General features: G+C 64.0%; 18 protein-coding genes. 10 read left to right on the forward strand and 8 right to left on the reverse strand.

The window, feature by feature from the left end:
• Positions 1–262 precede the first annotated feature (262 nt).
• Together JN279_RS00920 and JN279_RS00925 are read left to right on the forward strand one after the other, a co-directional pair.
• Entirely contained in the window at positions 263–1,255 is a 993-nt protein-coding gene (locus JN279_RS00920) for an adenosine kinase (RefSeq protein ID WP_096453121.1), read from the forward strand.
• A gap of 438 nt (positions 1,256–1,693) precedes the next feature.
• On the forward strand, positions 1,694–2,395 hold the full coding sequence (locus JN279_RS00925; protein WP_202351772.1) for an antitoxin Xre/MbcA/ParS-like domain-containing protein: 702 nt from the start codon (positions 1,694–1,696) through the stop codon (positions 2,393–2,395).
• Positions 2,396–2,434: 39 nt separating this feature from the next.
• Here JN279_RS00925 and JN279_RS00930 read toward each other — a convergent pair whose 3' ends face one another.
• Together JN279_RS00930 and JN279_RS00935 are read right to left on the reverse strand one after the other, a co-directional pair.
• Positions 2,435–3,520 carry a sensor domain-containing diguanylate cyclase gene (locus tag JN279_RS00930; protein ID WP_202351773.1) on the reverse strand — a complete coding sequence of 362 codons (1,086 nt, stop codon included), beginning with the start codon at positions 3,518–3,520 and terminating at the stop codon, positions 2,435–2,437.
• A 176-nt stretch (positions 3,521–3,696) separates the two neighbouring features.
• The gene (locus JN279_RS00935; protein ID WP_096453115.1) at positions 3,697–5,976 is read right to left on the reverse strand and encodes an NADP-dependent malic enzyme; all 2,280 of its coding nucleotides are present in this window, start codon (positions 5,974–5,976) and stop codon (positions 3,697–3,699) included.
• 215 nt (positions 5,977–6,191) lie between these two features.
• Here JN279_RS00935 and mutS point away from each other — a divergent pair, with 215 nt between their 5' ends.
• Positions 6,192–8,918 (forward strand): DNA mismatch repair protein MutS, encoded by a 2,727-nt coding sequence (gene mutS / locus JN279_RS00940; protein WP_202351774.1) that lies wholly within the window; start codon positions 6,192–6,194, stop codon positions 8,916–8,918.
• Here mutS and JN279_RS00945 read toward each other — a convergent pair whose 3' ends face one another.
• The 3 genes from JN279_RS00945 to JN279_RS00955 all read right to left on the reverse strand — a co-directional run bounded on the left by JN279_RS00945 (position 8,919) and on the right by JN279_RS00955 (position 12,804).
• Positions 8,919–9,764 carry an aldo/keto reductase gene (locus tag JN279_RS00945; protein WP_096453111.1) on the reverse strand — a complete coding sequence of 282 codons (846 nt, stop codon included), beginning with the start codon at positions 9,762–9,764 and terminating at the stop codon, positions 8,919–8,921. It lies immediately after the preceding gene.
• Between the two features lie 88 nt (positions 9,765–9,852).
• Entirely contained in the window at positions 9,853–10,242 is a 390-nt protein-coding gene (gene copM / locus JN279_RS00950) for a CopM family metallochaperone (RefSeq protein ID WP_096453109.1), read from the reverse strand.
• 42 nt (positions 10,243–10,284) lie between these two features.
• Positions 10,285–12,804 (reverse strand): heavy metal translocating P-type ATPase, encoded by a 2,520-nt coding sequence (locus tag JN279_RS00955; RefSeq protein ID WP_096453107.1) that lies wholly within the window; start codon positions 12,802–12,804, stop codon positions 10,285–10,287.
• Positions 12,805–13,219: 415 nt separating this feature from the next.
• Between JN279_RS00955 and JN279_RS00960 the strand changes: the two genes are divergently transcribed.
• The 3 genes from JN279_RS00960 (at position 13,220) to murJ (ending at position 18,654) form a co-directional block, all read left to right on the forward strand.
• Complete coding sequence (locus JN279_RS00960; RefSeq protein ID WP_096453105.1) at positions 13,220–14,017, forward strand: glycosyltransferase family 25 protein; 798 nt, start codon at positions 13,220–13,222, stop codon at positions 14,015–14,017.
• Between the two features lie 89 nt (positions 14,018–14,106).
• Positions 14,107–16,908, forward strand: coding sequence for a [protein-PII] uridylyltransferase (locus tag JN279_RS00965; protein WP_202351775.1), 2,802 nt, complete (start codon positions 14,107–14,109; stop codon positions 16,906–16,908).
• A 147-nt stretch (positions 16,909–17,055) separates the two neighbouring features.
• On the forward strand, positions 17,056–18,654 hold the full coding sequence (gene murJ / locus JN279_RS00970) for a murein biosynthesis integral membrane protein MurJ (RefSeq protein WP_202351776.1): 1,599 nt from the start codon (positions 17,056–17,058) through the stop codon (positions 18,652–18,654).
• Here the strand turns inward: murJ and JN279_RS00975 are convergent.
• Both JN279_RS00975 and JN279_RS00980 read right to left on the reverse strand, forming a co-directional pair.
• Positions 18,629–19,033, reverse strand: coding sequence for a type II toxin-antitoxin system VapC family toxin (locus JN279_RS00975; RefSeq protein WP_202351777.1), 405 nt, complete (start codon positions 19,031–19,033; stop codon positions 18,629–18,631). The two genes, murJ and JN279_RS00975, sit on opposite strands and share 26 nt — an antisense overlap.
• Positions 19,033–19,278: a type II toxin-antitoxin system VapB family antitoxin gene (locus JN279_RS00980; protein WP_096453097.1), complete on the reverse strand. Its 246-nt coding sequence runs from the start codon at positions 19,276–19,278 to the stop codon at positions 19,033–19,035. Before JN279_RS00980 ends, JN279_RS00975 begins: the two co-directional genes overlap by 1 nt.
• Before the next feature lie 183 nt (positions 19,279–19,461).
• On the opposite strand from JN279_RS00980, the gene trpS reads away from it, so the two are divergent.
• The 3 genes from trpS to JN279_RS00995 all read left to right on the forward strand — a co-directional run bounded on the left by trpS (position 19,462) and on the right by JN279_RS00995 (position 21,875).
• The gene (gene trpS / locus JN279_RS00985) at positions 19,462–20,529 is read left to right on the forward strand and encodes a tryptophan--tRNA ligase (RefSeq protein ID WP_202351778.1); all 1,068 of its coding nucleotides are present in this window, start codon (positions 19,462–19,464) and stop codon (positions 20,527–20,529) included.
• 130 nt (positions 20,530–20,659) lie between these two features.
• Positions 20,660–21,151, forward strand: coding sequence for a universal stress protein (locus tag JN279_RS00990; RefSeq protein ID WP_095200929.1), 492 nt, complete (start codon positions 20,660–20,662; stop codon positions 21,149–21,151).
• A 154-nt stretch (positions 21,152–21,305) separates the two neighbouring features.
• Complete coding sequence (locus JN279_RS00995) at positions 21,306–21,875, forward strand: NifU family protein (RefSeq protein WP_096453093.1); 570 nt, start codon at positions 21,306–21,308, stop codon at positions 21,873–21,875.
• A gap of 167 nt (positions 21,876–22,042) precedes the next feature.
• On the opposite strand, the gene JN279_RS01000 is transcribed toward JN279_RS00995, so the two are convergent.
• Positions 22,043–22,660 (reverse strand): L,D-transpeptidase, encoded by a 618-nt coding sequence (locus tag JN279_RS01000; RefSeq protein ID WP_096458423.1) that lies wholly within the window; start codon positions 22,658–22,660, stop codon positions 22,043–22,045.
• A gap of 228 nt (positions 22,661–22,888) precedes the next feature.
• Between JN279_RS01000 and cueR the strand changes: the two genes are divergently transcribed.
• Entirely contained in the window at positions 22,889–23,311 is a 423-nt protein-coding gene (cueR, locus tag JN279_RS01005; protein WP_202351779.1) for a Cu(I)-responsive transcriptional regulator, read from the forward strand.
• Positions 23,312–24,061 lie beyond the last annotated feature (750 nt).

Raw genomic sequence — 24,061 nt, forward strand, 5'->3', positions numbered from 1 at the left:
TTAGGCAACGCCGCGAAGAAATGCTTCGTCCACGGTCGAATTGTCGTAGCGCCTGGCGTGTTACGCTCCAGGCCGTGATGCAATTCAGGTCAGGCCGGCATCCCCTGAATATCAACATGCCCTAGGCAAAGCCGTTGCGAATCGCTAAACCCGCGCCCGGCCAGCGTGGCAAGAAGCCGGCTCTCTCTTTGTACGCAATTCCGAACGGAAAACCGCTAAGCACTTTTCCTGGAATTGCTCTAGGTTTTTGGTGGAGACATTGATGCCGGATTATGACGTGCTTTGCATCGGCAATGCCATTGTCGACATCATCGCCCAGTGCGAGGAGGAATTCCTCGAAACCAACGGCATCATCAAGGGCGCGATGAACCTCATCGACACCCAGCGCGCCGAACTGCTCTACAGCCGCATGGGCCCGGCGATCGAAGCTTCCGGCGGCAGCGCCGGCAACACGGCGGCCGGCGTCGCCTCCTTCGGCGGCCGCGCCGCCTTCTTCGGCAAGGTCTCCGATGATGCGCTGGGCGAAATCTACGCGCACGACATCCATGCGCAGGGCGTCGCCTTCGACACCAAACCGCTCACCGGCGAGCCGCCGACGGCGCGCTCGATGATCTTCGTCACCCCCGATGGCGAACGCTCGATGAACACCTATCTCGGCGCCTGCGTCGAGCTCGGACCGGAGGATGTCGAGGCCGATAAGGCATCTGGCGCCAAGGTCACCTATTTCGAGGGCTATCTGTGGGACCCGCCGCGCGCCAAGGAAGCGATCCGGCAGACGGCCAGGCTGGCACATGCGGCAGGCCGTGAAGTGTCGATGACGCTGTCGGATTCCTTTTGCGTCGACCGCTACCGCGACGAGTTCCTCGAGCTGATGCGCTCGGGCACGGTCGACATCGTCTTTGCCAACAGCCACGAGATCAAATCGCTCTACCAGACATCGTCCTTCGACGAGGCGCTGGCGCAAATCCGCAAGGACTGCAAGATCGCTGCCGTGACCCGCTCGGAAAAGGGCTCGGTCATCGTGCGCGGCGACGAGACCGTGGTCATCCAGGCCACCGCGATCCGGGAGCTGGTCGACACGACGGGCGCCGGCGATCTCTACGCCGCCGGTTTCCTGCACGGCTACACCCAGGGCCGCGACCTCAAGACCTGCGGCGACCTCGGCTCGCTGGCCGCCGGCCTTGTGATCCAGCAGCTCGGCCCAAGGCCAAGGCAGAATTTGCGCCGTGAAGCGGAACAGGCCGGGTTGTTGTAGGGACAACTGCTGATCTCCCCCCTTGTGGGGGAGATGGCCGGCAGGCCAGAGGGGGGCGCTGTCCCGCTGGCATTTCCAATGTTTACTTCATGGCTTCAGGGCGCGACGCCGTCGAGAGCGCGGGGCACGGCGCAGGCATAGCTACGCAGCGATCCTTCGCGCCCCCCTCTGCCCTGCCGGGCATCTCCCCCACAAGGGGGGAGATCGGCAGCTTCACCGTCGCGTGACTGTCACACATCGCTCCTACACGAAATCGAGAGCGTCCCGTGACCGACATTTCGGGGCGCGCCCGCAGTCAGATGGGATGTTGAAAAGATGCAAGACAGCAAGCTGTCGGGCGACGCGATGCGTTGCCGCCACGATTTCCGTTTTCCGCACTAGAAATTCAGCAATCGGCCGCGGCTGAGGGAGGAGCGCGCGCGGCCGGAAGACAGATGCATGAGCAGATTTCAGCCAACCGGTCTTGGACAGGACGACTTCGCGGAGATGGTCGCGGAGGATGTCGAGCGCGCACTTGCCCACTATGACGAAGCCATAAACCAATCCACCGTGGTCTCGGTCGGCAAGATCGCCGGCAGCATAGCGTCAGCCGTCACCTTGCTGTCACCGAAGCACCAGCGCGCCATCGACGCCATCCATGCCGACCTTCCCGGCCTCGCCTCGAAATTCGTGCGCGCGCTGGCGGCGGAAGCCGCGCGCCGCAGCGAAGCCGGCACCGCCGGGGCCACAAATCGGTCGACGGCTTTGCTGGCCGAAGAGCCGCTTCCTCCGCCGCCCCAGTCCGACGACCTCGAATCGATGCTGATCGAGGATTGGGCCGGCCGTGTCGCCGGCTCGACCTATCTGGAAGAGAATTTGCGCATCGCCCGCTCGACCCTGCACCGCTGGCAAAGGCGCGGCGACGTCGTCGCCTTGCGCAAGGGCGGCCGCAAGCACGTCTTCCCCTTGGCGCAGTTCGTCGACGGCAGGCCGGTCGCAGGCATCAGCGACGTGCAGTCGCTGATCGGCAATCCGAGACTGGCCTGGCTGTGGCTGACGCGGCCGTCGGCGCAACTCGACGGCCGCATTCCGATTGATCTGCTGCGGCAGGACCAGATCGAGGACGTGGTCGAAGCGGCACGGGCGTTCGCGCCGGGCTGAAGCCGGCGCGGTCAACCCTCGGATTTCGGAGTCGGCGCGCTACGCCGTCTTGCGAAGGCGAGGCCTGGACGACGGCTGTTGCGGCGCCATCTCCGTGGCGGTGACCAGCCGGTTTCGGCCACTCTTCTTGCCGATGTACATCAGCCGGTCGGCGAGTGCGATCAGCGCTTCGGAATCGGCGGCTTCCGCCGGATACATCGCCACGCCGACGGTGCAACCGACCTGGATGGCGCCATTGGGCGTCGGAACCTTGATCCGCAACCTTTCCAGGATGCGTTCGGCGACGCGCACGGCCTTCTGCTGTGCCAGTTCGGTGTCGGCCGAGAACAGGAAGGCGAACTCGTCGCCGCCGAGCCGGGCGACGAAATCGGCACTGCGCAGGATCGAGCGAAGCTGGCTCGACACGCGCTGCAGCAGCGCATCGCCGGCCTCGTGGCCGAGCGTGTCGTTGACTTCCTTGAACCGGTCGAGGTCGATGAACAAAAGCCCGGCTGCCTCGCCGGTGGCGCCGCAGCGGGTAACCACCGATTTGAGCTCGTTGTGGAAGGCACGCCGGTTGGGCAGGTCGGTCAAGGCATCGTGGTTGGCCGAATGGTCGCTCTGCTGCTTGGCCACCTCGATCTCGCGTTTTTGCGCGGACAATTCCTCGTTGGCGGTCTTCAGATCCAGGACCAGCTGGGCGTTGAGGTCCTCGACGACCTTGCGGTCGCTGATGTCGACGACGAAGCCTTCCAGGAATTCGAGCTCGCCGGCATCATCCCAGACACCGCCGCCGATCTCGCGGACCCAGAGCGGTTCGCCTACGCTGGGCACGATGCGGTAGTCGACGTTCCAGTTGCAGCGCGCCTCGAGCGCGGTGTCGACGGCCGCATAGACCGACGGCAGATCATCCGGGTGGATGGCCGAGACATAGTCGCGCACCGCGTTGTGGATGAAATCGCTCGGCCGGTAACCGCTGACGGTGAAAATCCCGTCGCTGATATAGAGCATGGTGTAGGACGCGTCGTTGCGGCAGCGGTAGAGATAACCGTCCATGCGGCCGGTGATGCTGAGCAAGGCGTCCAGCCGCTCGTCGTGGTAGGCTCGCTCGCCGACCACGGATACAGAAACTCCGTCATGCTTCATGGCCGCACCCCCATTTAGCGGTCTGAGCGCGCCGTGGATGCCGTTACGGCATGCGGCAAGAGTTTCCGTATATCAGCTGAATCTTATCAATCTGTTATGGGGGTGCGACGGCGCTTTGGGCGCCGCCTCGTTCGAAAGCCGGATCGTTGGCTCCCGCCTTCTAGGGGGCCCGCCCCTCAAGTCCCCGCCGTATAGGCCGCGATCGCCGCCATGTTGACGATATCCGAGTCCTTGGCGTTCAGCGAGACGATCTGCACCGGCTTGTTCAGCCCGACCAGCAGCGGGCCGATGACCGTCGAGCCGCCGAGTTCCTGCAGCATCTTGGTCGAGATCGACGCGGAGTGGAACGCCGGCATGATCAGCACATTCGCCGGACCGGTGAGCCTTATGAACGGATACTGCGCCATGGCGCGCGCGTTGAGCGCGACGTCGGCGGCCATTTCGCCGTCATATTCGAAATCGACGCGGCGCTTGTCGAGGATGCGCACTGCCTCCTGGACGCGCTCGGAGCGTTCGCCCTGCGGGTGGCCGAAGGTGGAGTAGGCGAGCATGGCGAGCCTCGGCTCATAACCCATGCGGCGGGCGAAGCCTGCCGCTTCCTCGGCGATGTCGGCGATCTGCTCGGCATTCGGCATGTCGTGCACGGCGGTGTCGGCGACCAGCACAGTCTTGCCCCGTGCCAGCACGATCGAGACGCCGATGACGCGGTGGCCGGGCTTGGCGTCGATGACGCGGCGGATGTCGTCGAGTGCTGTCGAATAGTTGCGGGTCACGCCGGTGACGATACCGTCGGCATCGCCCAGCGCCACCATGCAGGCGGCGAAGTGGTTGCGGTCGTTGTTGATCAGGCGCTGGCAGTCGCGGAACAGGAAGCCTTTGCGCTGCATGCGCTCGTAGAGATAGTCGGTGTAGATGCCGTTGCGGCGCGACAGCCGCGCATTGATGATCTCGATGCCTTGTTTGTTCAGGTCGATGCCGGCGTGCTTGGCGTTTTCCTTGATGACGTCGTCGCGGCCGAGCAGGATGGCGGTGCCGAGGCGCTGGTTCACATAGGAGACGGCGGCGCGCATCACCTGCTCCTCCTCGCCCTCAGCGAAGACGATGCGTTTGGGCTGGCGCCGCACGCGGTCGTAGATGCGCTGCAGGGTGGAGGCGATCGGGTCGCGGCGGGCCGACAGCTCCTGCGCGTAGCGGTCGAGGTCGAGGATCGGTTTGCGGGCAACGCCCGACTCCATCGCCGCCTTGGCCACCGCCAGCGGAATGGCCGAGATCAGGCGCGGGTCGAACGGCACCGGGATGATGTAGTTGGGGCCGAATTTCGGCCGGTTGCCCTGATAGGCGGCGGCGACGTCGTCGGGCACGTCCTGGCGCGCCAGTTCGGCGAGCGCCTTGGCCGCGGCGATCTTCATGTCGTCGTTGATGGTGGTGGCCCTGACATCCAGCGCGCCACGGAAGATGTAGGGGAAGCCGAGCACGTTGTTGACCTGGTTCGGATAGTCCGAACGCCCGGTCGCCATGATGGCGTCGGTGCGGATCTCTGCCACTTCCTCGGGCGTGATCTCCGGATCGGGATTGGCCATGGCGAAGATGATCGGGTTCTTGGCCATCGACTGCACCATGGCGGTGGTCAGCGCGCCCTTGGCCGAGAGGCCGAGGAAGATATCCGCGCCGTCGAGCGCGTCGGCGAGACTGCGCGCCTCGGTCTTGACCGCATGCCCCGACTTCCATTGGTTCATGCCTTCGGTGCGGCCCTGGAAGACGACGCCCTTGGTGTCGCACAAAGTGATATTTTCCGGCGCGAAGCCCATCGCCTTCATCAGCTCGATGCAGGCGATGCCGGCGGCGCCGGCGCCGTTGCAGACCATCTTCGTGGTCTTCATGTCGCGGCCGGTGATTTCAAGCGCGTTGATCAGGCCGGCGGCCGAGATGATGGCGGTACCGTGCTGGTCGTCATGGAAGACCGGGATGTCCATCAATTCGCGCAGGCGCTGCTCGATGATGAAGCATTCCGGCGCCTTGATGTCTTCGAGGTTGATGCCGCCGAAGGACGGCCCGAGGAAGCGCACGCAATTGATGAATTCGTCGGCATCCTCGGTGTCGACCTCGAGATCGATGGAATCGACATCGGCGAAGCGCTTGAACAGCACCGCCTTGCCTTCCATCACCGGCTTCGAGGCCAGCGCGCCGAGATTGCCAAGGCCAAGAATGGCGGTGCCGTTGGAAATGACGGCGACCATGTTGCCGCGCGTCGTGTAGTCGAAGGCGCGGCTGGGATCCTCGGCAATGGCGCGCACCGGCACGGCGACGCCAGGCGAATAGGCGAGGCTCAGATCGCGCTGCGTCGTCATCGGCTTGGTGGCGACGATCTCCAGCTTGCCGGGCCGGCCCATCGCGTGGAATTCGAGCGCTTCCTGCGCGCTGACGGACGGACCGTTGTTCTCGGTTTTCCTGGCCATGATGCTTTTGATTTCCTCGCCGGTGCTGCACCTCCTTGAGGCGGGGTGCTTTGTTTCGGTCCGAATTAAGACCACGCGCCGCCGCGTGTAAACCGCCAGCGCGCGGGAATCGCAGACCGAGGGGCAATTGCGTGCATGAGATCGCCTCGGTCTTCCCCTGCTTTTCGAGGCCCCGGCATTAAACCCGGCCATCACATCTGCTAGCGTGCCGCGCCATGAACATGCACAGCCCGAACGAGCCCGACGCCCCCGAGGTGACGCCGCCGCAGCCCGGCACTGCCGCCGTGACGCCGATGATGGAGCAGTTCATCGAGATCAAGGCGGCGAACCCGGATTCGCTGCTGTTCTACCGCATGGGCGATTTCTACGAGCTGTTTTTCGACGATGCCGAAAGGGCGAGCCGGGCGCTGGGCATCGTGTTGACCAAGCGCGGCAAGCACCAGGGCCACGACATTCCGATGTGCGGCGTGCCGGTGCATGCGGCCGACGACTATCTGCAGAAACTGATCGGCCAGGGTTTCCGCGTCGCCGTCTGCGAGCAGATCGAGGATCCGGCCGAAGCCAAGAAACGCGGCTCCAAATCGGTGGTGCGCCGCGATGTGGTGCGGCTGGTGACGCCAGGCACCATCACCGAAGACAAATTGCTGGCGCCGTCCGAATCCAGTTTCCTGATGGCGCTGGGACGGGTGAAGGGCGGCAGCGACCACAGCTTCGCAATTGCCTGGATCGACATCTCGACCGGCGCCTTCCGCGTTGCCGAGACCACCGCCGACCGGCTGCTCGCCGACATCTTCCGCGTCGATCCGCGCGAGCTGATCGTCGCCGAGCCGGTGTTCCACGATCCGCAGCTGAGGCCGGTGTTCGACGTGCTTGGCCGCGTCGCCAACCCGCAGCCGCCATCGCTGTTCGATTCGGCCTCGGCCACCGGGCGCATCGCCCGCTTCTTCGATGTGGCGACGCCGGACAGTTTCGGCACGTTTTCGCGCGCCGAACTGTCGGCGATCTCAGGTGCCATCGCCTATGTCGAGAAGACGCAGAAGGCCGAGCGGCCGCCCCTGTCGCGGCCCGAGCGCGAGGAGCAGGGCTCGACGCTGTTCATCGATCCGGCGACGCGCGGCAATCTGGAGCTGCTGCGTACATTGTCGGGGAGCCGCGAGGGTTCGCTGTTCAAGGCGATCGACCGCACGGTGACCGGCGGCGGCGCCAGGCTGCTCGCCGACCGGCTGATGGCGCCGCTGACCGACCCGGCGGCGATCGGCGCGCGCCTGGACTCGGTGTCGTTCTTCCGCTCCGAAACCCGGCTGTGCCAGGCGGTGCGGACGAGCCTGAAGAGCGTCGCCGATATGCCGCGCGCCTTGTCCAGGCTGGCGCTCAACCGCGGCGGGCCGCGTGACCTCGGCGCGCTGCGCGCCGGCTTCGAGGCGGCCGGCGCGATCGCCGAAATCTTCGCCGCGACCGCCCTGCCCCAGGAATTGGCTGATGCAATGGCCGCCATCCAGGCGCTGCCCCAGGCGCTTGCCCAGCATCTGATGCAGGCGCTCGGCGAGGAACTGCCGCTGTTGAAGCGCGACGGCGGTTTCCTGCGCGGCGGCTACCATCCGGAACTCGACGAGATGCGGGCGCTGCGCGACGAGTCACGAAAAGTGATCGCCGGGCTGGAGCGCTCGCTGATCGAGGAAACCGGCATCCGCTCGCTGAAGATCCGGCACAACAATGTGCTGGGCTACTACATCGAGGTGACCGCCAACCACCACGCGGTCATGACCGGCAGCGATGGCGCCAAGGCGCGCTTCATCCACCGCCAGACCATGGCCAATGCCATGCGTTTCACCACGACCGAGCTTGCCGAACTAGAGACCAAGATCGCCAATGCCGCCGACCGGGCGCTCAGCATCGAACTGGCGGCCTTCGATGCGCTGACGGCGGAAGCGGTCGGCGAGGCGGAAAAGATCCGCGCCGGCGCCGATGCGCTCGCCGCGCTCGACGTGTCGGCGGCGCTGGCGCTGCTTTCGGAAAGCGAGGCGTGGTGCCGTCCGGTGGTGGATGCGAGCCTCGCCTTCGAGATTTCCGGCGGCCGGCATCCGGTGGTCGAACAGGCGCTGCGCCGTTCCGGCGACGGCCCGTTCGTCGCCAACGATTGCGACCTCTCGCCGGAGGGGAGTGCCAAGAACGGTGCGATCTGGCTGCTGACCGGCCCGAACATGGGCGGTAAATCGACGTTCCTGCGGCAAAACGCGCTGATCGCCATCCTGGCCCAGACCGGTTCCTTCGTGCCGGCGGCATCGGCCCATATCGGCGTCGTCGACCGGCTGTTCTCGCGCGTCGGCGCCTCGGATGATCTGGCGCGCGGCCGCTCGACCTTCATGGTCGAGATGGTCGAGACGGCGGCGATCCTCAACCAGGCCGGCGAACGGGCGCTGGTGATCCTGGATGAAATTGGCCGCGGCACCGCCACTTTCGACGGCCTGTCGATCGCCTGGGCGGCGGTGGAATATCTGCATGAGAAGAACCGCTGCCGGGCGATCTTCGCCACCCATTTCCACGAAATGACCTCGCTCGCCGGCAAGCTGGCGCGGCTCCACAATGTCACCATGCGGGTCAAGGAATGGGAAGGCGACGTCGTCTTCCTGCATGAGGTCGGCAAGGGTGCCGCCGACCGCTCCTACGGCGTGCAGGTGGCGCGGCTCGCCGGCCTGCCGGAAGCGGTGGTCGACCGGGCCAAGCAGGTGCTGCACCAGCTGGAGGAAGGCGAGGTTTCCGGCAAGACCAACCGGCTCGTTGACGACCTGCCGCTGTTTTCCGTGGCGATGAAGCGCGAAGCGCCCAAGCCGGTGAAGAGCGACGCGCTGGGTGCTGCGCTGGGCGAGATCAATCCCGACGAGATGACGCCGAGAGAGGCGCTGGAGGCGCTGTACCGGCTGAAGGGTCTGGCGGGGAAATAGTCAGATCATCTCCAGCCCGCGCTTACGCGTCGGCGGCGGGAAGGCGCGGTCGAGATCGGTGAGATCTTCAGCCGTGAGCTTGATGTCGAGTGCGGCGACATTCTGACGGACATGCTCCTGGCTGCTGGCCTTCGGAATGGCGATGACGCCGTCCTGGTGCATCACCCAGGCCAGGGCGATTTGTGCCGGGGTCGCATTGTGGCGGGCGGCGACGGCATCGAGCCTGGCATTGCGCGCCAGCGCGCCTTGCTCGACCGGAGAATAGGCCATCAGGGGAATGCCGCGCTGCCGGCTCCAGGGCGCGAGATCGAACTCGGGGCCACGGCGGACCAGATTGTAGAGCACCTGGTTGGTCTGGACGTTGCCGCCGTCGGGCAGACCGGCCAGATCCTCCATCTCCTCGGTGTCGAAATTGCTGACGCCCCAATGGCGGATCTTGCCGGCCTTCTTCAAAGCCTCGAAGGCTTCGACCGTCTCCATCAAGGGCACGCTGCCCGGCCAATGCAAGAGATAGAGGTCGATGCGGTCGGTGCGCAGGCGCTTCAGGCTGTTCTCGCAGGCGCGCTGCACGCCCGCTCGCGACGCGTTTGACGGCAGAACTTTCGAAACCACGAAGACTTCGGCGCGGCGCCCGGCAATGGCTTCGGCCACCACCTCCTCGGCGCCGCCGCTGGCATACATTTCGGCGGTGTCGATCAGCGTGATGCCAAGGTCGAGGCCGAGCTTCAGCGCTTTGACCTCATCGGCACGACGGCGCGAATCTTCGCCCATCTTCCAGGTACCCTGGCCAAGCACCTGAACGGCTTCGCCGGAGGGCAGTGTGGTGGTTCTCATGGCAGATGGCATGGCAGGCTCCGTTCGAGGCCGGATCGCATCACAGGGCGGGCGAGAAATCCAGAGGCGTTCTCGCCAAATCTCCCTGTCGCGAAAGGGCTCACTTCACCGGATGAGCGGCAAGCCAGTCCTGCATCTGCTTGATTTCGGCTTCCTGCGCGGCGATGACGCCTTCGGCAAGCTTGCGGATTTCCGGGTCCTTGCCATTGGCAAGCTCGACCTTGGCCATGTCGATGGCGCCCTGATGGTGCGGGATCATGCCGCGGACGAAGTCGACATCGGCATTGCCGGTGTATTTGACCATCATGTCCTTGTGCATCTTGTCCATCGCCTTCTTGTAGCCAACAGTGGCGGGGCTTTGCGCACCCATCGCCATGCCGGCCATGTCATGTTTCATCTCTTCGCTCTGCGCCGGAACGCTTTCGAGGAAAACGGCGAGCAGCATTCCGGCCGCCATCAGCAAAAGCACGAGTTTCTTGGCTAAGGTCATTCATGGTCTCCTGTTGTAGCTTTTCGTATTTGGGGGTTTGGATCAGAGTTTCAACGTCCGCAGCCGCAATGCGTTGGCGATGACCGAAACGGAGGACAGGCTCATCGCCGCCGCCGCCAGCATCGGCGACAGAAGCATGCCGGTGAGCGGATAGAGCACGCCGGCGGCGACCGGCACGCCAAGCACATTGTAGAGGAAGGCGAAGAACAGGTTCTGGCGGATGTTGCCGATCGTCGCCTGGGCAAGCGTACGGGCCCGCACGATGCCGTTGAGGTCGCCCTTGACCAGCGTGATGCCGGCGCTTTCGACCGCGACATCGGCGCCGGTGCCCATGGCGATGCCGACTTCGGCGCTGGCCAGGGCCGGTGCGTCATTGACGCCGTCGCCAGCCATGGCGACACCGGCGCCCCTGCCGCGCAGTTCCTCGACCAGGGCCGCCTTCTGTTCCGGCAGCAGCCCGGCGCGAACCTCGTCGATGCCGAGGCTTTTGGCGATTGCGTTCGCGGTGCGCTCATTGTCGCCGGTTGCCATGATGATCCTCAAGCCGCTGTCATGCAGCGCCTTGATCGCCTCGGCGGTGGTCGCCTTGACCGGGTCGGCGACGGCGACGATGCCGGCCAATCTGCCGCCGACAGCGACGAACATCGCGGTCTTGCCGTCGCCCTGCAGCGTTTCTGCGCTGGCCGAAACGGCGGAAACGTCGATGCCGAGATCGCCCATCATCGCGGCATTGCCGAGCGCCACGGCCTTGCCCGACACCGTGCCTGAAACGCCCTTGCCGGTAACCGCCTCGAAATCGCCGGCGTCAGTGACGGTCGCGCCGCGCGCCGCCGCGCCCTCGACGATGGCCTCGGCCAGCGGATGCTCCGAGCCCTTCTCCAGGCTTGCGGCGTGACCCAGCAGCTCGTCTTCGGAAAAGCCGTTTGCCGCGACGACATCCGTCAGTTTCGGCCGGCCCTCGGTCAAGGTGCCGGTTTTGTCGACGATCAGCGTGTCGACGGAGGCGAAGCGTTCGAGCGCTGCGGCTTCCTTGATCAGCACGCCGGCATGTGCACCGCGCCCGGTGGCGGTCATGATCGACATCGGCGTGGCGAGGCCAAGCGCGCAGGGACAGGCGATGATCAGCACCGAGACCGCCGAGACGATGGCGAAGATCAGGCTGGGCTCGGGGCCGAAGATAGCCCAGGCAATGAAGGCCACGATGGCGACAAGGACGACGGCCGGGACAAAGTAGAAGGAAACGCGGTCGGCCAGGCCTTGGATCGGCGCGCGCGAGCGCTGTGCCTTGGCGACCAGTTCGACGATGCGCGCCAGCGTGGTCTCGGCGCCGATCCGCTCGGCGCGCATGATCAGCGAGCCGTTCCTGTTGAGCGTGCCGCCAGTGAGGGCGTCGCCCTCGGCCTTTTCGACCGGCAACGGTTCGCCCGTGATCATCGATTCGTCGATGGAGGAGCGACCTTCGAGCACGGTGCCGTCGACCGGCACGGCGTCGCCGGGCCGGATACGCAGGCGATCGCCGGCCTTGACGCTGTCCAGCGGCACGTCGGTCTCGGAACCGTCCTCGGCGATACGCCGCGCGGTCTTCGGCGCCAGATCGAGCAAGGCGCGGATCGCCGATCCGGTCTTTTCGCGGGCACGCAGTTCCAGCACCTGGCCGAGGAAGACCAGCGCGACAATGACGGCGGCGGCCTCGAAATAGACCGGCACGGCACCGCCATGGCCGCGGAACTGATGCGGGAAGATGTCTGGGAAGAGCGTGGCGACGACGCTGTAGAGGTAGGCCGCACCAACGCCCAGCGAGATCAGCGTCCACATGTTGGGGCTGCGGTTGAGGACCGACTCCCAGCCACGATGAAAGAAGGGAAAGGCGGCCCAGAGCACCACCGGGCTTGCCAACGCCAACTCCGCCCAAGTTTTTGTCCGGTCGCCGACGAGGTTTTCGAAGCTCAGGCCGACCATCGGCGCCATGGCGAAGATCAGAAGCGGGATCGACAGGGCCGCGCTGACCCAGAACCGCCTGGTGAAGTCGACCAGCTCGGGATTTGGCCCCTCATCGCCCGATGGTACGCCCATCGGCTCAAGCGCCATGCCGCAGATCGGGCAGGAGCCGGGCTTGTCGCGGATGATCTCCGGATGCATCGGGCAGGTGTATTGCGTGCCCTTGGGCGCGGGCGGCGGCGCCGGCCTGTCGCCGAGGTAGGTCTGCGGCGCCGCTTCGAATTTCGCCTGGCAAGCGGCGGAACAGAAGTAGAAGCCTTGGCCTTCATGGCGGACGAAGTGCTTCGCCGTCGAGCGGTCGACGCTCATGCCGCAGACAGGGTCGGTGGCCGTCAAATATTGTTCCGGCCCGGCCTGGAATTTCGAACGGCAGCCTTCACTGCAGAAATGATAGAGGCGGCCGCCATGCTCCGATGTCGGCTTGCCGGCGGCCGGATCCACGGTCATGCCGCAGACCGGATCGCGCAGAACGGCCGCTGCATCCACAGCTTTCGGTGCGCAACAGCTGCCATGCGCGCCATGTGCATGGTGGTTGCCGTGGTGATCATGGTCTGGATGCGTCATTCCAAAATGCCTCTATGCCTCTGTCTGGTACGGAGGTAGTGCTTCCAGTAACTGGAAGGTCAAGGGCTGTTCCGATTTTTCGCATTTGGGGCCACGACCGGGCTGTTCGCCCAGCAAAAGCTCAGGTTCGCTTGAGCTACCGAGGGAAATCCTGGGCTCCGGGCGAACTCCATCTTGCCGCCGGTGACCTTGAATAGAAAATTCCCCCAGCCGCCAGAAACATGTAATCCCCCGGTAATCCTGGGAAAATGGCTGGGTTTAAAAGCTTGTCTTTCAGGTTGTGGCATAATATCCACTTCTGAGGCGGTCAACAAACCACGACGTCACCTGCGCTAGAAGGCTCCTGCGGTGCTTGGCGGTTCCTGTGAACCTTACAATTTCGTAAACAAAGGTTTCATACAAAATAGCTCGAAAAATGAAGCGCCTGGTTATCAATCTCGATCGATCTCCCCACCGGCTTGCCCATATGACAGCCGAGTTCGCCCGCATGGGCATCGGGTTCGAGCGGGTCGCGGGGATCGATGGCAAGGAACGTCCCGAGCTGATGCTGCAGCCGCAGCACGCGATACATGCCATCCGGCCGCTCTCCAGCAGCGAAATCGCCTGCCTGCACAGTCATCGAGCCTGCTGGACGATCATTGCCCAGGACGAGGCCCCATACGGCGCCGTGTTCGAGGACGACATGGTCTTCTCCAGCAAGGCCGGGGCATTGCTGGGCGATACGAGTTGGGTGCCGGCGGACGCCGACGTCGTGAAGCTCGAGACATTCTTCTCCACAACCGTGATCCAGAGGAGAAGGACCTCTGCCGGACATGGTTTTTCCATGGTCCGGCTCCGCAAGGGGCATCCGGGGGCCGGCGGTTATCTGCTCTCGCGGCAAACGGCGCGCGACTTTCTGGAGGCAACGGCGCAGGTCAACATTGCCACCGATGATCTCATCTTCAACCCCATCCTGTCGGCCGGCAAGACCATCTACCAACTTGTTCCGGCACTCTGCGCACAGGATCAGTTCATCGGCGGAAAGCTGCCAAGCCTGCTTGACCAAGAACGCGATGCCGCGCGGACCGCGAGCGGGCTTATGGGAAGGCAGAGGAAGCCGATGGCCGTGAGAATCAGCAGGGAGGCCGGGCGAACCGCACGGTGGATCGCCGATTTCTGCAGATTCCGGCAACGGATTGTCGTGCCGCTCGACCCGATCGAGGCAACGGACTAGGTCGTTTACCGGCTGTCGGCCAGCCCCATACCCAGCGCCGCGAAAACGCGCTATAGACGCCGCCCAAAAGGCAAGGCCAACCGGTACCTATGGCGAAAATCTCCCTGAAGCTCGATGAACTGATCGACGGCGAAGCCTTGCGCCGCGAGATGACCGCGCTGACCACGGCCACCGCCGGCGACGGTTCCGGAGCGGCCGCCCGCGCCGGCGTTCTGCAGCTTCTCAAGGCCCGGCTTGCCGAAGGCCGAAAGATCGCCGAGGTCATGCTGAGAGCGGATGGCGGCGGCAATGCCTGTGCCGAGCGGCTGTCGCACCTGATGGATGAGCTGATCCGGGCGCTCTACGATTTCGCTGCGACGCATGTCTACCGGGTGAAGAACCGTTCGTCGGCCGAACGCATGGCCGTCGTCGCGGTCGGCGGCTATGGCCGCGGCACGCTGGCGCCAGGATCAGACATCGACCTCCTGTTCCTCTTGCCTTACAAGCAGACGCCGTGGGGCGAACAAACCGTCGAATACATGCTCTACATGCTGTGGGATCTCGGCTTAAAGGTCGGCCACGCCACCCGCAACATCGATGAGTGCCTGCGGCTGTCGCGCACCGACATCACCATCCGCACCTCGATCCTGGAAGCGCGCTTCCTGTGGGGCGAACGCAAGCTCTATGACGAGCTGATGCTGCGCTTTGACCACGAGGTGGTGCGCACGACCGGGCCGGAATATGTCCAGGCCAAGCTCGCCGAACGCGACGAGCGCCACGCCAAGGCCGGCGAGAGCCGCTATCTGGTGGAACCCAACGTCAAGGACGGCAAGGGCGGCCTGCGCGACCTGCAGACGCTGTTCTGGATCGGCAAATACTTCTACCGGGTGCGCACCGGCGAGGAATTGGTCGAAAAGGGCGTCTTCACCGAAGCCGAGTACCGCGAGTTCCAGAAGGCCGAGGATTTTCTCTGGGCGGTGCGCTGCCACATGCATTTCCTCACCGGCAAGGCCGAGGAGCGGCTGCATTTCGACATCCAGCGCGAGATCGCCGGGCGGCTGGGTTACACCACCCATCCCGGCCTGTCGGCCGTCGAACGCTTCATGAAGCACTACTTCCTCGTCGCCAAGGATGTCGGCGACCTGACCCGCATCTTCTGCGCCGCGCTTGAGGAAGAGCAGGCCAAGCATGTGCCGGGGTTCAACCGCATCTTCCTGACCTTCCAGCGCCGCAAGCGCAAGCTCGCCGGCACGTCGGACTTCATCGTCGACAACCACCGCATCAACATCGCCGACGATCAGGTGTTCGAACGCGATCCGGTCAATCTGCTGAGACTGTTCTGGTTCGCCGACAAGCACGGGCTGGAGTTCCACCCCGATGCGCTGAAGCTGCTCACCCGCTCGCTCGGCCTGGTCAACAAGTCGCTGCGCCGCGACGAGGAGGCCAACCGGCTGTTCCTCGACATATTGACCTCGGACCGCAACGCCGAACTCAATCTGCGGCGCATGAACGAGGCCGGGCTGCTCGGGCGGCTGATCCCCGACTTCGGCAAGATCGTCGCCATGATGCAGTTCTCGATGTACCACCACTACACGGTGGACGAGCACCTGATCCGCTGCATCGGCGTGCTGGCAGAAATCGAACGCGGCGACGGCGAGAAGGTGCATCCGCTGTCGCATTCGCTGATGCCGGGCCTGAAGAAGAGCCGCGAGGCGCTCTATGTCGCCGTGCTGCTACACGACATCGCCAAGGGCAGGCCGGAAGATCATTCCGAGGCCGGCGCCCGCATCGCACGGCGCATCTGCCCGCATATGGGGTTGTCGCCAGCGGATACGGAAACGGTCGCCTGGCTGGTCGAGAACCACCTCGTCATGTCGATGACGGCACAGACCCGTGATCTCAACGACCGCAAGACCATCGAGGATTTCGCCGCGATCGTGCAGTCGGTCGAGCGGCTGAAGATGCTTTTGATCCTCACCGTCTGCGACATCAGGGGTGTCGGACCCGGTGTTTGGAACGGCTGGAAAGGCCAGCTGCTGCGCACGCTCTATTACGAGACCGAACTGCTTCTGACCGGCGGCTTCTCGGAAGTGTCGCGCGCACAGCGCACGGCGGCGGCGCGCGAACGCCTGGCCGAGGCGTTCGCCGACTGGCCCGACAAGGCCCGCAAGCGCTATGTCGGACTGCACTACGAGAACTATCTGCTGGCCGTCGACCTGCCGGACCAGATTCGCCACGCCGAATTCATCCGCGAGGCGGACGCGGCCGGCAACAAGCTTGCCACCATGGTCAAGACCCATCAGTTCGAGGCAGTGACCGAGATCACCGTTTTGGCGCAGGACCATCCCCGTCTTCTCTCGGTCATTGCCGGAGCATGCGCCGGCGCCGGCGGCAACATCGTCGACGCGCAGATTTTTACCACCTCGGACGGCCGCGCCCTCGACACGATCCTGATCTCGCGGGAATTCGACCGCGACGAGGACGAGCGCCGTCGTGCCGAGCGCGTCGGCCGGCTGATCGAGGACGTGCTGTCGGGCAAGAGCTGGCTGCCGGAGATGATCGAGAAGCGCACCAAGCCAAAGCGCGGCGCCAAGGTGTTCAAAATCCCGCCGCGCGCCGAGATCCGCAACACGCTGTCGAACCGGTTTTCCGTCATCGAGGTCGAGGGGCTCGACCGCCCGGGCCTGCTGTCGGAGATCACCGGCACGCTGTCAGACCTGTCGCTCGACATCGCTTCGGCACACATCACTACGTTCGGCGAAAAGGTCATCGACACCTTCTATGTCACCGACCTCACCAGCCAGAAGATCGACAGCCCGGCCCGCATCGCCACCATCCGCAACCGGCTGATGGCGACGCTCGAAGGCATCGCGCCCGAACGCGGCGGCAAGGCCAAGGCGGCCGCCGAGTGACTGCCATCCTCACTTTGTCCCAATCTCTAGAGCTGTTCACCGTTTCACGGAAACGGCGAACCGCTCTAACTCTTTGTTTCAACGCAATTCCGGACGGAAAACCGTTTCACACTTTTCCTGGAATTGCTCTAAGGCAGTCCTAGACGCATGAGCCTCGTCAAGAAATTCGCCACCGTCGCTTCCGGCACGCTGATGAGCCGCGCGCTCGGCTTTGGCCGCGAGATGCTGATGGCCGCCGCACTCGGCACCGGACCGGTCGCCGACGCCTTCAACGCCGCTTTCCAGTTCCCCAACACCTTTCGCCGGCTGTTCGCCGAAGGCGCCTTCAACGCCGCCTTCGTGCCGCTGTTTGCCAAGGAGATCGAAACGCACGGCACCGACGGCGCCAAGCGCTTTTCGGAGGAAGTGTTCGGCGTGCTGTTTTCGGCGCTGCTGGCGCTGACCATCGTCATGGAACTGGCGATGCCACTGATCGTGCGCTACCTGGTGGCGCCGGGTTTCGCCGACACGCCGGGCAAGTTCGAGACGACCGTCCTGTTGGCGACGATCATGTTCCCGTACCTCATCTGCATGTCGCTCGCCGCCATGATGGCGGGCATGCTGAATTCGCTGCGCCGCTATTTCGCTGCGGCGATCGCGCCGGCGTTCCTCAACATCATCCTGATCAGCGTGCTTGGCTATGCCTGGTATCACGGGCTGGATGCCCATGCCGTCGGCTTCAGCCTGTCCTGGGGCGTGCTGGCGGCGGGGCTCGTGCAACTCGCCATCGTCTGGGTGGCGGTCCGCAACGCCGGCATCGCGATCGGCTTCCGCCGGCCAAAAATGACGCCGAACGTCAAGCGCCTGCTGATCCTGGCCCTGCCGGCGGCGATCACCGGCGGCATCACCCAGATCAACCAGCTGATCGGCACGGCGATCGCGTCGGCGCAGGATAGTGCGGTGTCCTCGCTCGCCTATGCCGACCGCGTCTATCAGCTGCCGCTCGGTGTCGTCGGTGTTGCAGTGGCGATCGTGCTGCTGCCGGAACTGTCGCGGGCACTGAAATCAGGCAATCTCATCGAGGCTGCCAATCTGCAGAACCGCTCGGTCGAGTTCACCCTGTTCATGACCTTGCCGGCGGCGGCGGCGCTTTGGGTGATGGCGGAGCCGATCGTGCGGCTGGTCTATGAGCGCGGCGCGTTTGCCGCCAACCATTCGACCCCAACCGTGGCGGCGATCCTGGCGATCTTCGGGCTCGGCTTGCCGGCCTTCGTGCTGATCAAGGCCTTCACCCCGGGCTATTTCGCCCGCGAGGACACGCGCACGCCGATGACCTTCGCCGCCATCTCGGTGGCGGTGAACGTCGCCATCGCGCTGACACTGTTTCCCAGGATGGGCGCGCCCGGCATTGCGGTCGCCTCGGCCGTGGCCGGCTGGGTCAACGCGCTGATGCTGCTTGCCGTCTTGATCCGGCGTGGCCATTGGGGCCGCGACGTGCCGCTTCTGAAGCGCATTCCGCGGCTGGTGCTGTCGGCGGCGGTGATGGCGGTGGCGCTGTATTTCGCCGAGCACTGGCTGGCCGTCAGGCTCGGTCCCGGCTCGCCGCTGGTCGTCAAAGCAACGACGCTGCTGACGCTGGTGGCCGGCGGGGCGCTGCTCTACTTCATCACCGCCTTTGCCACCGGCGGCGCCGATTTCGGCATGATCCGGCGCAATGTGAAGCGCAAGGGATCGCCGGCGCCTAAGGAACAGTCTCCAGATCCGTGAGCCTGAATTCGTCGGCCGTCGAAAGCATCGGAACAGCGTAGTAACGCGCGCAAGCGTAGTGAAAACAGTCCGCCAAGTTCAATCGGATAGCGTTATTGCGAAACCGCGACGCAGCCTCGATGGACAACGACGTTGCGTCGGAGACCGGCGGAAGCTCCCGCAAAGCGATAGCCCGCTCTTCGAGAAAACGACTGACTATCTTAAGGCTCACTTCGACCGGCACTGCCAGCTTTTCGGATCGCGAAAGGGCCATTGCCGCTTCCCAGACGGCGATCGACGATGTGAACGGAGCTGATGCTTCCACGACCGCCTGCGCACAGCGCTGGGCTTCGGCCTCATGGCTGAGCATCGCGACGATAGCGGCCGCGTCGACAAACATCAGTCTTCGCCGGAGAATTCGTCGTATACCGAGCGCGGAAGCGGTTTGCGCGCCTGGTCGCTCAGTTTGATTCCGAACTCGGCGCGCAGCCTTGCCGCTGTCTCCAGCGGCGTCTCGCGATTGCGGCGCCGCTCCAGGGCTTCGCGCATGGCAATCACGATCGCCTCGGTGATGCCTACGCCTTCGATTCTGGCGAAGGCACGCGTCAAGCTGTCCGCCTCCTTGTTGTTGATGTTGATCGTCATCGCAGCCTCGTCGATCCGATGTAGTAGATATTATGTAGCTATCTACATCATTGCGTCAACATCTGGAAAGTCTTTGGACCTCCGAAGAGCCTCTTGATCCTCTCCAAACTCTCGTTCATAAGCGCGCCGTCGAAAGACTTTCGCCGCGCGCGAAACGGCCCTCCACAAGCCATGAGGAAACCCATGTCCGCCTTCAAGCCACTCGTCTTCTCCGGCGTCCAGCCGACCGGCAATCTGCATCTCGGCAACTATCTCGGCGCCATCAAGAAATTCGTCGCGCTGCAGGACACGTCCGACTGCATCTATTGCGTCGTCGACCTGCACTCGCTGACCGCGCAGCTGGTCCATGACGACCTTGCCGACCAGACACGTTCGATCACCGCGGCGTTCCTTGCCTCTGGCATCGACCCAACGAAGCACATCGTCTTCAACCAGTCGCGGGTGATGCAGCATGCCGAGCTTGCCTGGATTTTCAATTGCGTCGCGCGCATCGGCTGGATGAACAAGATGACGCAGTTCAAGGACAAGGCCGGCAAGGACCGCGAAAATGCTTCGCTGGGTCTGCTCGCCTATCCCTCGCTGATGGCTGCCGACATCCTGCTCTATCGCGCCACGCATGTGCCGGTGGGCGAGGACCAGAAGCAGCATCTGGAACTGACCCGCGACATCGCGCAGAAATTCAACAATGATTTTTCGGGCCGCATCGCCAAGCTTGGCGTCGGCGTCGAGATGCAGGTCGGCGAGGAGACGGTGAACGGCTTCTTCCCGATCACCGAACCGGTCATCGGCGGGCCGGCGGCGCGCATCATGAGCCTGCGCGACGGGTCGAAGAAGATGTCGAAGTCGGACCCGTCGGACCTGTCGCGCATCAATCTGACCGACGATGCCGACACCATCTCGAAGAAGATCCGCAAGGCCAAGACCGATCCGGAGGCCTTGCCGGGCGAAGTCGGCGGGCTGGAAAGCCGGCCCGAGGCGGAAAACCTGGTCGGCATCTATGCCGGGCTGGCCGAGATGTCGAAGGCCGATGTGCTGAAGGAGTTCGGCGGCCAGCAGTTTTCGGTGTTCAAGCCGGCGCTGGCCGATCTTGCGGTGGAGAAGCTGGCGCCGATCGCCGGCGAGATGCGCCGCATCGAAGGCGACCGCGCCTATGTCGACGCGGTGCTGAGGGACGGCGGCGAACGCGCCGGCGTGCTGGCCGGGACCACCATGAAAACCGTGCGCGACATTATCGGCCTGCTGCAGGGCTGATCCGCATCGTCGGTTGCACTGCGCCCGCCAAGACAGACTGGCTCCGACAGATACTGGCCCAAGGCCGGCGGCTTGCCGCCGGTCCGCCGCGGTGGCAGATTGCGGCCGAATAGACACCGAGTAGATAGACATGGTCTCCAAACGCCTCAGCCGCGAAGCCGGTCATCGCAGGAAATTCCTGACGATCATCGACGACACGCCCGAGTGCGAGCGCGCCGTCGCATACGCCTCGAAACGGGCGCAGAGCACCAGCGGCACGCTAGTGCTGCTCTATGTCATCGTACCGGACGATTTCCAGCACTGGCTGGGCGTCGAGAAGATCATGCGCGAGGAGGCGAACGCCACGGCGCGCGCGGCTCTCGACGGCCATGCCAACAAGGTTCGCCAGAAGCTCGGCATCGAGCCGGAAATGGTGGTGCGCGAAGGCAAGCCGACGGAAGAGATCCACAAACTGATCGAGGAAGACCAGGACATCGCCATCCTGGTGCTGGCGGCCGGCGCCGGCAAGGAAGGTCCCGGACCGCTGGTCGGTGCGGTGGCCGGCAAGGGTGCCGCCTTCCCGATCCCGGTGACCGTGGTGCCGCAAAACCTTTCGGACGAGGAAATCGACAGTCTCGCCTGAGGTCCGCCCGGGATTCGATTCGCCAGCCAGATCCTTGGCAAAACATTCCGCCAGCCGGCCTTTCCAGCGATGTGTTTCGCTTGAATGTCCAGCCGATAGAGCCTATTTAGAACTATTCCAAACTAGTTGCCCAAAGACGGGCACGGAGACGGCCATGTTCATCCAGACCGAATCGACGCCCAATCCTGCGACGCTGAAATTCCTGCCCGGCAAGGAAGTGCTGCTGGAAGGCACCGCCGACTTCCGCGATGCCGACAGTGCAGCCACGGCCTCGCCGCTGGCTGGCCGGCTGTTCGAAATCCCCGGCGTCACCGGCGTCTTCTTCGGCTACGACTTCATCACCGTGACCAAGGACGGTCCCGACTGGCAGCACCTGAAGCCGGCGATCCTGGGCGCCATCATGGAGCATTTCATGTCCGGCGCGCCGGTCATGGCCAAGACCGGCCCGGCCGCCGAGACCAGCCAGACCGGCGAATTCTACGACAAGGCGGACGAGGAACTCGTCATCACCATCAAGGAACTGCTCGATACCCGCGTGCGCCCGGCGGTGGCCCAGGACGGCGGCGACATCACCTTCCGCGGTTTCGAGAACGGCACGGTGTTTCTGCACATGAAGGGCGCCTGCGCCGGTTGCCCGTCATCGACGGCGACGCTGAAGCACGGCATCCAGAACCTGCTTCGCCATTTCGTGCCCGAAGTGCAGCAGGTCGAACAGGTCTCCTGACCGTTCAACCGGACGCAGCACCGGCCAATACATTCAATTATCCGCAAACAACAAAAAACCGGGCCGAATTGCCCGGTTTTCTGTTTGGGACGTCCGTTGTTGCCTAGACGGTCCGCGTACGAAACTTGTCTTCTCGTTAGACCATGATCCCGCGAGGGATCTTGGTCCTACATCACGATGACCTTGGCGCCGACCGAGGCGCGGTCATAGAGATCGATGATGTCCTGGTTCATCAGCCGGATGCAGCCGGACGACATCGCCTTGCCGATCGAATTCCATTCCGGGCTGCCGTGCAGCCGGTAACCCATGTCGCCGCCCTTGTTGAACAGGTACATGGCACGCGCGCCGAGCGGGTTCTTCAGGCCCGGCTCCATGCCATCGGCGAACTTGGCCAGCTCCGGCTGCCGCTTGATCATTTCGCGCGGCGGCGTCCAGGTCGGCCATTCGCGCTTCAGGGCGATATGGGCGGTGCCATGCCATTCGAAGCCCTCGCGGCCGACACCGATGCCGTAACGGATGGCCAGGCCGTCGCCCTCGACGAAGTAGAGGAACTTGTTCTGCGTATCGACGATGATGGTGCCGGGCTTTTCCTTGGTGTCGTAATTGACTTCCTGCCGGTGGTACTGCCTCGGCACTTTTTCGATCGGGATGCGCGGCAGTTGGTAACCAGCATCGGTCACCGCGCCGTAGTCGTTGGAGAAGATCTGCCCGCCAATGGTGCTGCAACCGGCGATGGCCGTGGACAGCGCCAATGCGGCAATTATTGCAAGCGACTTCATGCGCATGTGGTGATCCGGAGCCCCGCCCAAATAGCAGCGGCACGAGTCGACCGCTTTCTTGGCCATCATTCATGCTGGCATTTGCTTTGCTTGCCAAGCACACGATGCCTATATGCGTGGTCCTACATGCTGGTAGGCGTATCACTATGGCATTTCAGCAACAGCCCTCACCGGATTGTGAAGGAAATTCAATGAGGGCGACATCAAACGGTTACCTGGAATCGAGGACCAGTCATGAATGTCGGTGATGCAGCCCAGCGGTCCGGCCTGCCGGCCAAGACCATTCGCTACTACGAGGAGATCGGCCTGATCGCGCCGGCGCGCGCCGCCAACGGCTACCGCGATTACTCCGGCGACGACATCCACCGGCTGGCCTTCCTGCGCCGCGCGCGCAACCTCGGCTTTTCCATCGACGATTGCCGCCAGTTGATGGCGCTTTACCAGGATCGCGACCGCGCCAGCGCCGACGTGCGCGAGATCGCCGCCGCCCACGTCACGGCGATCGAGGAGAAGGTGCGCGAGCTGCAGTCGATGCGCTCGACCCTGCAGAAACTGATCCATGCTTGCCATGGCGACAACAGGCCGGACTGCCCGATCCTGGATGACATGGCGGGGGCAGGGGCGCCTGGCGAAAGAGCCGTTTCAGCGGGACCATAGCAAGGGATTTCGGGCGGGCCGAGCGAGGTGGCTTTCCGTCAGCCATCTGCCGGAGGAACAAGGGACTTCAGTCTTATTTGCGTGATTGCTAATATACATATAAGTTGATCGCGCGGGGACAACCACACCCAAAAGCCCACACCCGCAATGGCCGGTGCGGCCCCCTATAAACCAAAGCGCAAACTGCGCCGGCCATTTCGCGGGCACATCCCCCTGGCGTCATCCTTTATGTGCCGACTAACTAAAGTAACGGAACGTCCAATGGACATTAACGGAACCTAAACGGCCCTCTCAGACCTTTGTGCATCTGCACGCAAGACTTTAGTCCGGCTACTTTCCAAATAAGCCCTGCCGTCTTCCAAAGAAGAGCGAAAGTCGTTCGCCCCGGCATAGGGCCGCTGTGTAAGGGATCAGGCCCGCCAGTCCGCTTGCCGCGCGCATCGGGCAGTACATGCTGGCTTCCGCCGAGGCATCTTGCCGGCAGGTCCGCCAGTCCGCTTGCCACGCACCCCAGTAGGAACGACCCGGCACGCTCGCAGTCGGGGGGACGTGGGGTCGTGCCGGGTCGTTGCGGGTCAGGCTTTTGGGATCGTCTCCGCACTGCCTAAGTTATATGCATATTAGCCATAGCTCAATTAAGACTGAAGTCCCGCCTGCGGACTGACCAGCTGTAGAGTGCAAAACCCGTTCTGTGCTGGTTCACCGGATGAATATTGACAGAGCCGATACACCCAAAAGAAGTCAGGATCG

The sequence above is a fragment of the Mesorhizobium sp. 113-1-2 genome, from assembly GCF_016756475.1.
Taxonomy (GTDB): Bacteria; Pseudomonadota; Alphaproteobacteria; order Rhizobiales; family Rhizobiaceae; genus Mesorhizobium; species Mesorhizobium loti_C.

What these genes read in the sequence shown, in the direction of transcription:
- JN279_RS00920 (WP_096453121.1), top strand. Translation starts at nt 263, where the DNA reads ATGCCGGATTATGACGTGCTTTGCATCGGCAATGCCATTGTCGACATC.
- JN279_RS00925 (WP_202351772.1), top strand. Translation starts at nt 1,694, where the DNA reads ATGAGCAGATTTCAGCCAACCGGTCTTGGACAGGACGACTTCGCGGAG.
- JN279_RS00930 (WP_202351773.1), bottom strand. Translation starts at nt 3,520, where the DNA reads ATGAAGCATGACGGAGTTTCTGTATCCGTGGTCGGCGAGCGAGCCTAC.
- JN279_RS00935 (WP_096453115.1), bottom strand. Translation starts at nt 5,976, where the DNA reads ATGGCCAGGAAAACCGAGAACAACGGTCCGTCCGTCAGCGCGCAGGAA.
- mutS (WP_202351774.1), top strand. Translation starts at nt 6,192, where the DNA reads ATGAACATGCACAGCCCGAACGAGCCCGACGCCCCCGAGGTGACGCCG.
- JN279_RS00945 (WP_096453111.1), bottom strand. Translation starts at nt 9,764, where the DNA reads ATGCCATCTGCCATGAGAACCACCACACTGCCCTCCGGCGAAGCCGTT.
- copM (WP_096453109.1), bottom strand. Translation starts at nt 10,242, where the DNA reads ATGACCTTAGCCAAGAAACTCGTGCTTTTGCTGATGGCGGCCGGAATG.
- JN279_RS00955 (WP_096453107.1), bottom strand. Translation starts at nt 12,804, where the DNA reads ATGACGCATCCAGACCATGATCACCACGGCAACCACCATGCACATGGC.
- JN279_RS00960 (WP_096453105.1), top strand. Translation starts at nt 13,220, where the DNA reads ATGAAGCGCCTGGTTATCAATCTCGATCGATCTCCCCACCGGCTTGCC.
- JN279_RS00965 (WP_202351775.1), top strand. Translation starts at nt 14,107, where the DNA reads ATGGCGAAAATCTCCCTGAAGCTCGATGAACTGATCGACGGCGAAGCC.
- murJ (WP_202351776.1), top strand. Translation starts at nt 17,056, where the DNA reads ATGAGCCTCGTCAAGAAATTCGCCACCGTCGCTTCCGGCACGCTGATG.
- JN279_RS00975 (WP_202351777.1), bottom strand. Translation starts at nt 19,033, where the DNA reads ATGTTTGTCGACGCGGCCGCTATCGTCGCGATGCTCAGCCATGAGGCC.
- JN279_RS00980 (WP_096453097.1), bottom strand. Translation starts at nt 19,278, where the DNA reads ATGACGATCAACATCAACAACAAGGAGGCGGACAGCTTGACGCGTGCC.
- trpS (WP_202351778.1), top strand. Translation starts at nt 19,462, where the DNA reads ATGTCCGCCTTCAAGCCACTCGTCTTCTCCGGCGTCCAGCCGACCGGC.
- JN279_RS00990 (WP_095200929.1), top strand. Translation starts at nt 20,660, where the DNA reads ATGGTCTCCAAACGCCTCAGCCGCGAAGCCGGTCATCGCAGGAAATTC.
- JN279_RS00995 (WP_096453093.1), top strand. Translation starts at nt 21,306, where the DNA reads ATGTTCATCCAGACCGAATCGACGCCCAATCCTGCGACGCTGAAATTC.
- JN279_RS01000 (WP_096458423.1), bottom strand. Translation starts at nt 22,660, where the DNA reads ATGCGCATGAAGTCGCTTGCAATAATTGCCGCATTGGCGCTGTCCACG.
- cueR (WP_202351779.1), top strand. Translation starts at nt 22,889, where the DNA reads ATGAATGTCGGTGATGCAGCCCAGCGGTCCGGCCTGCCGGCCAAGACC.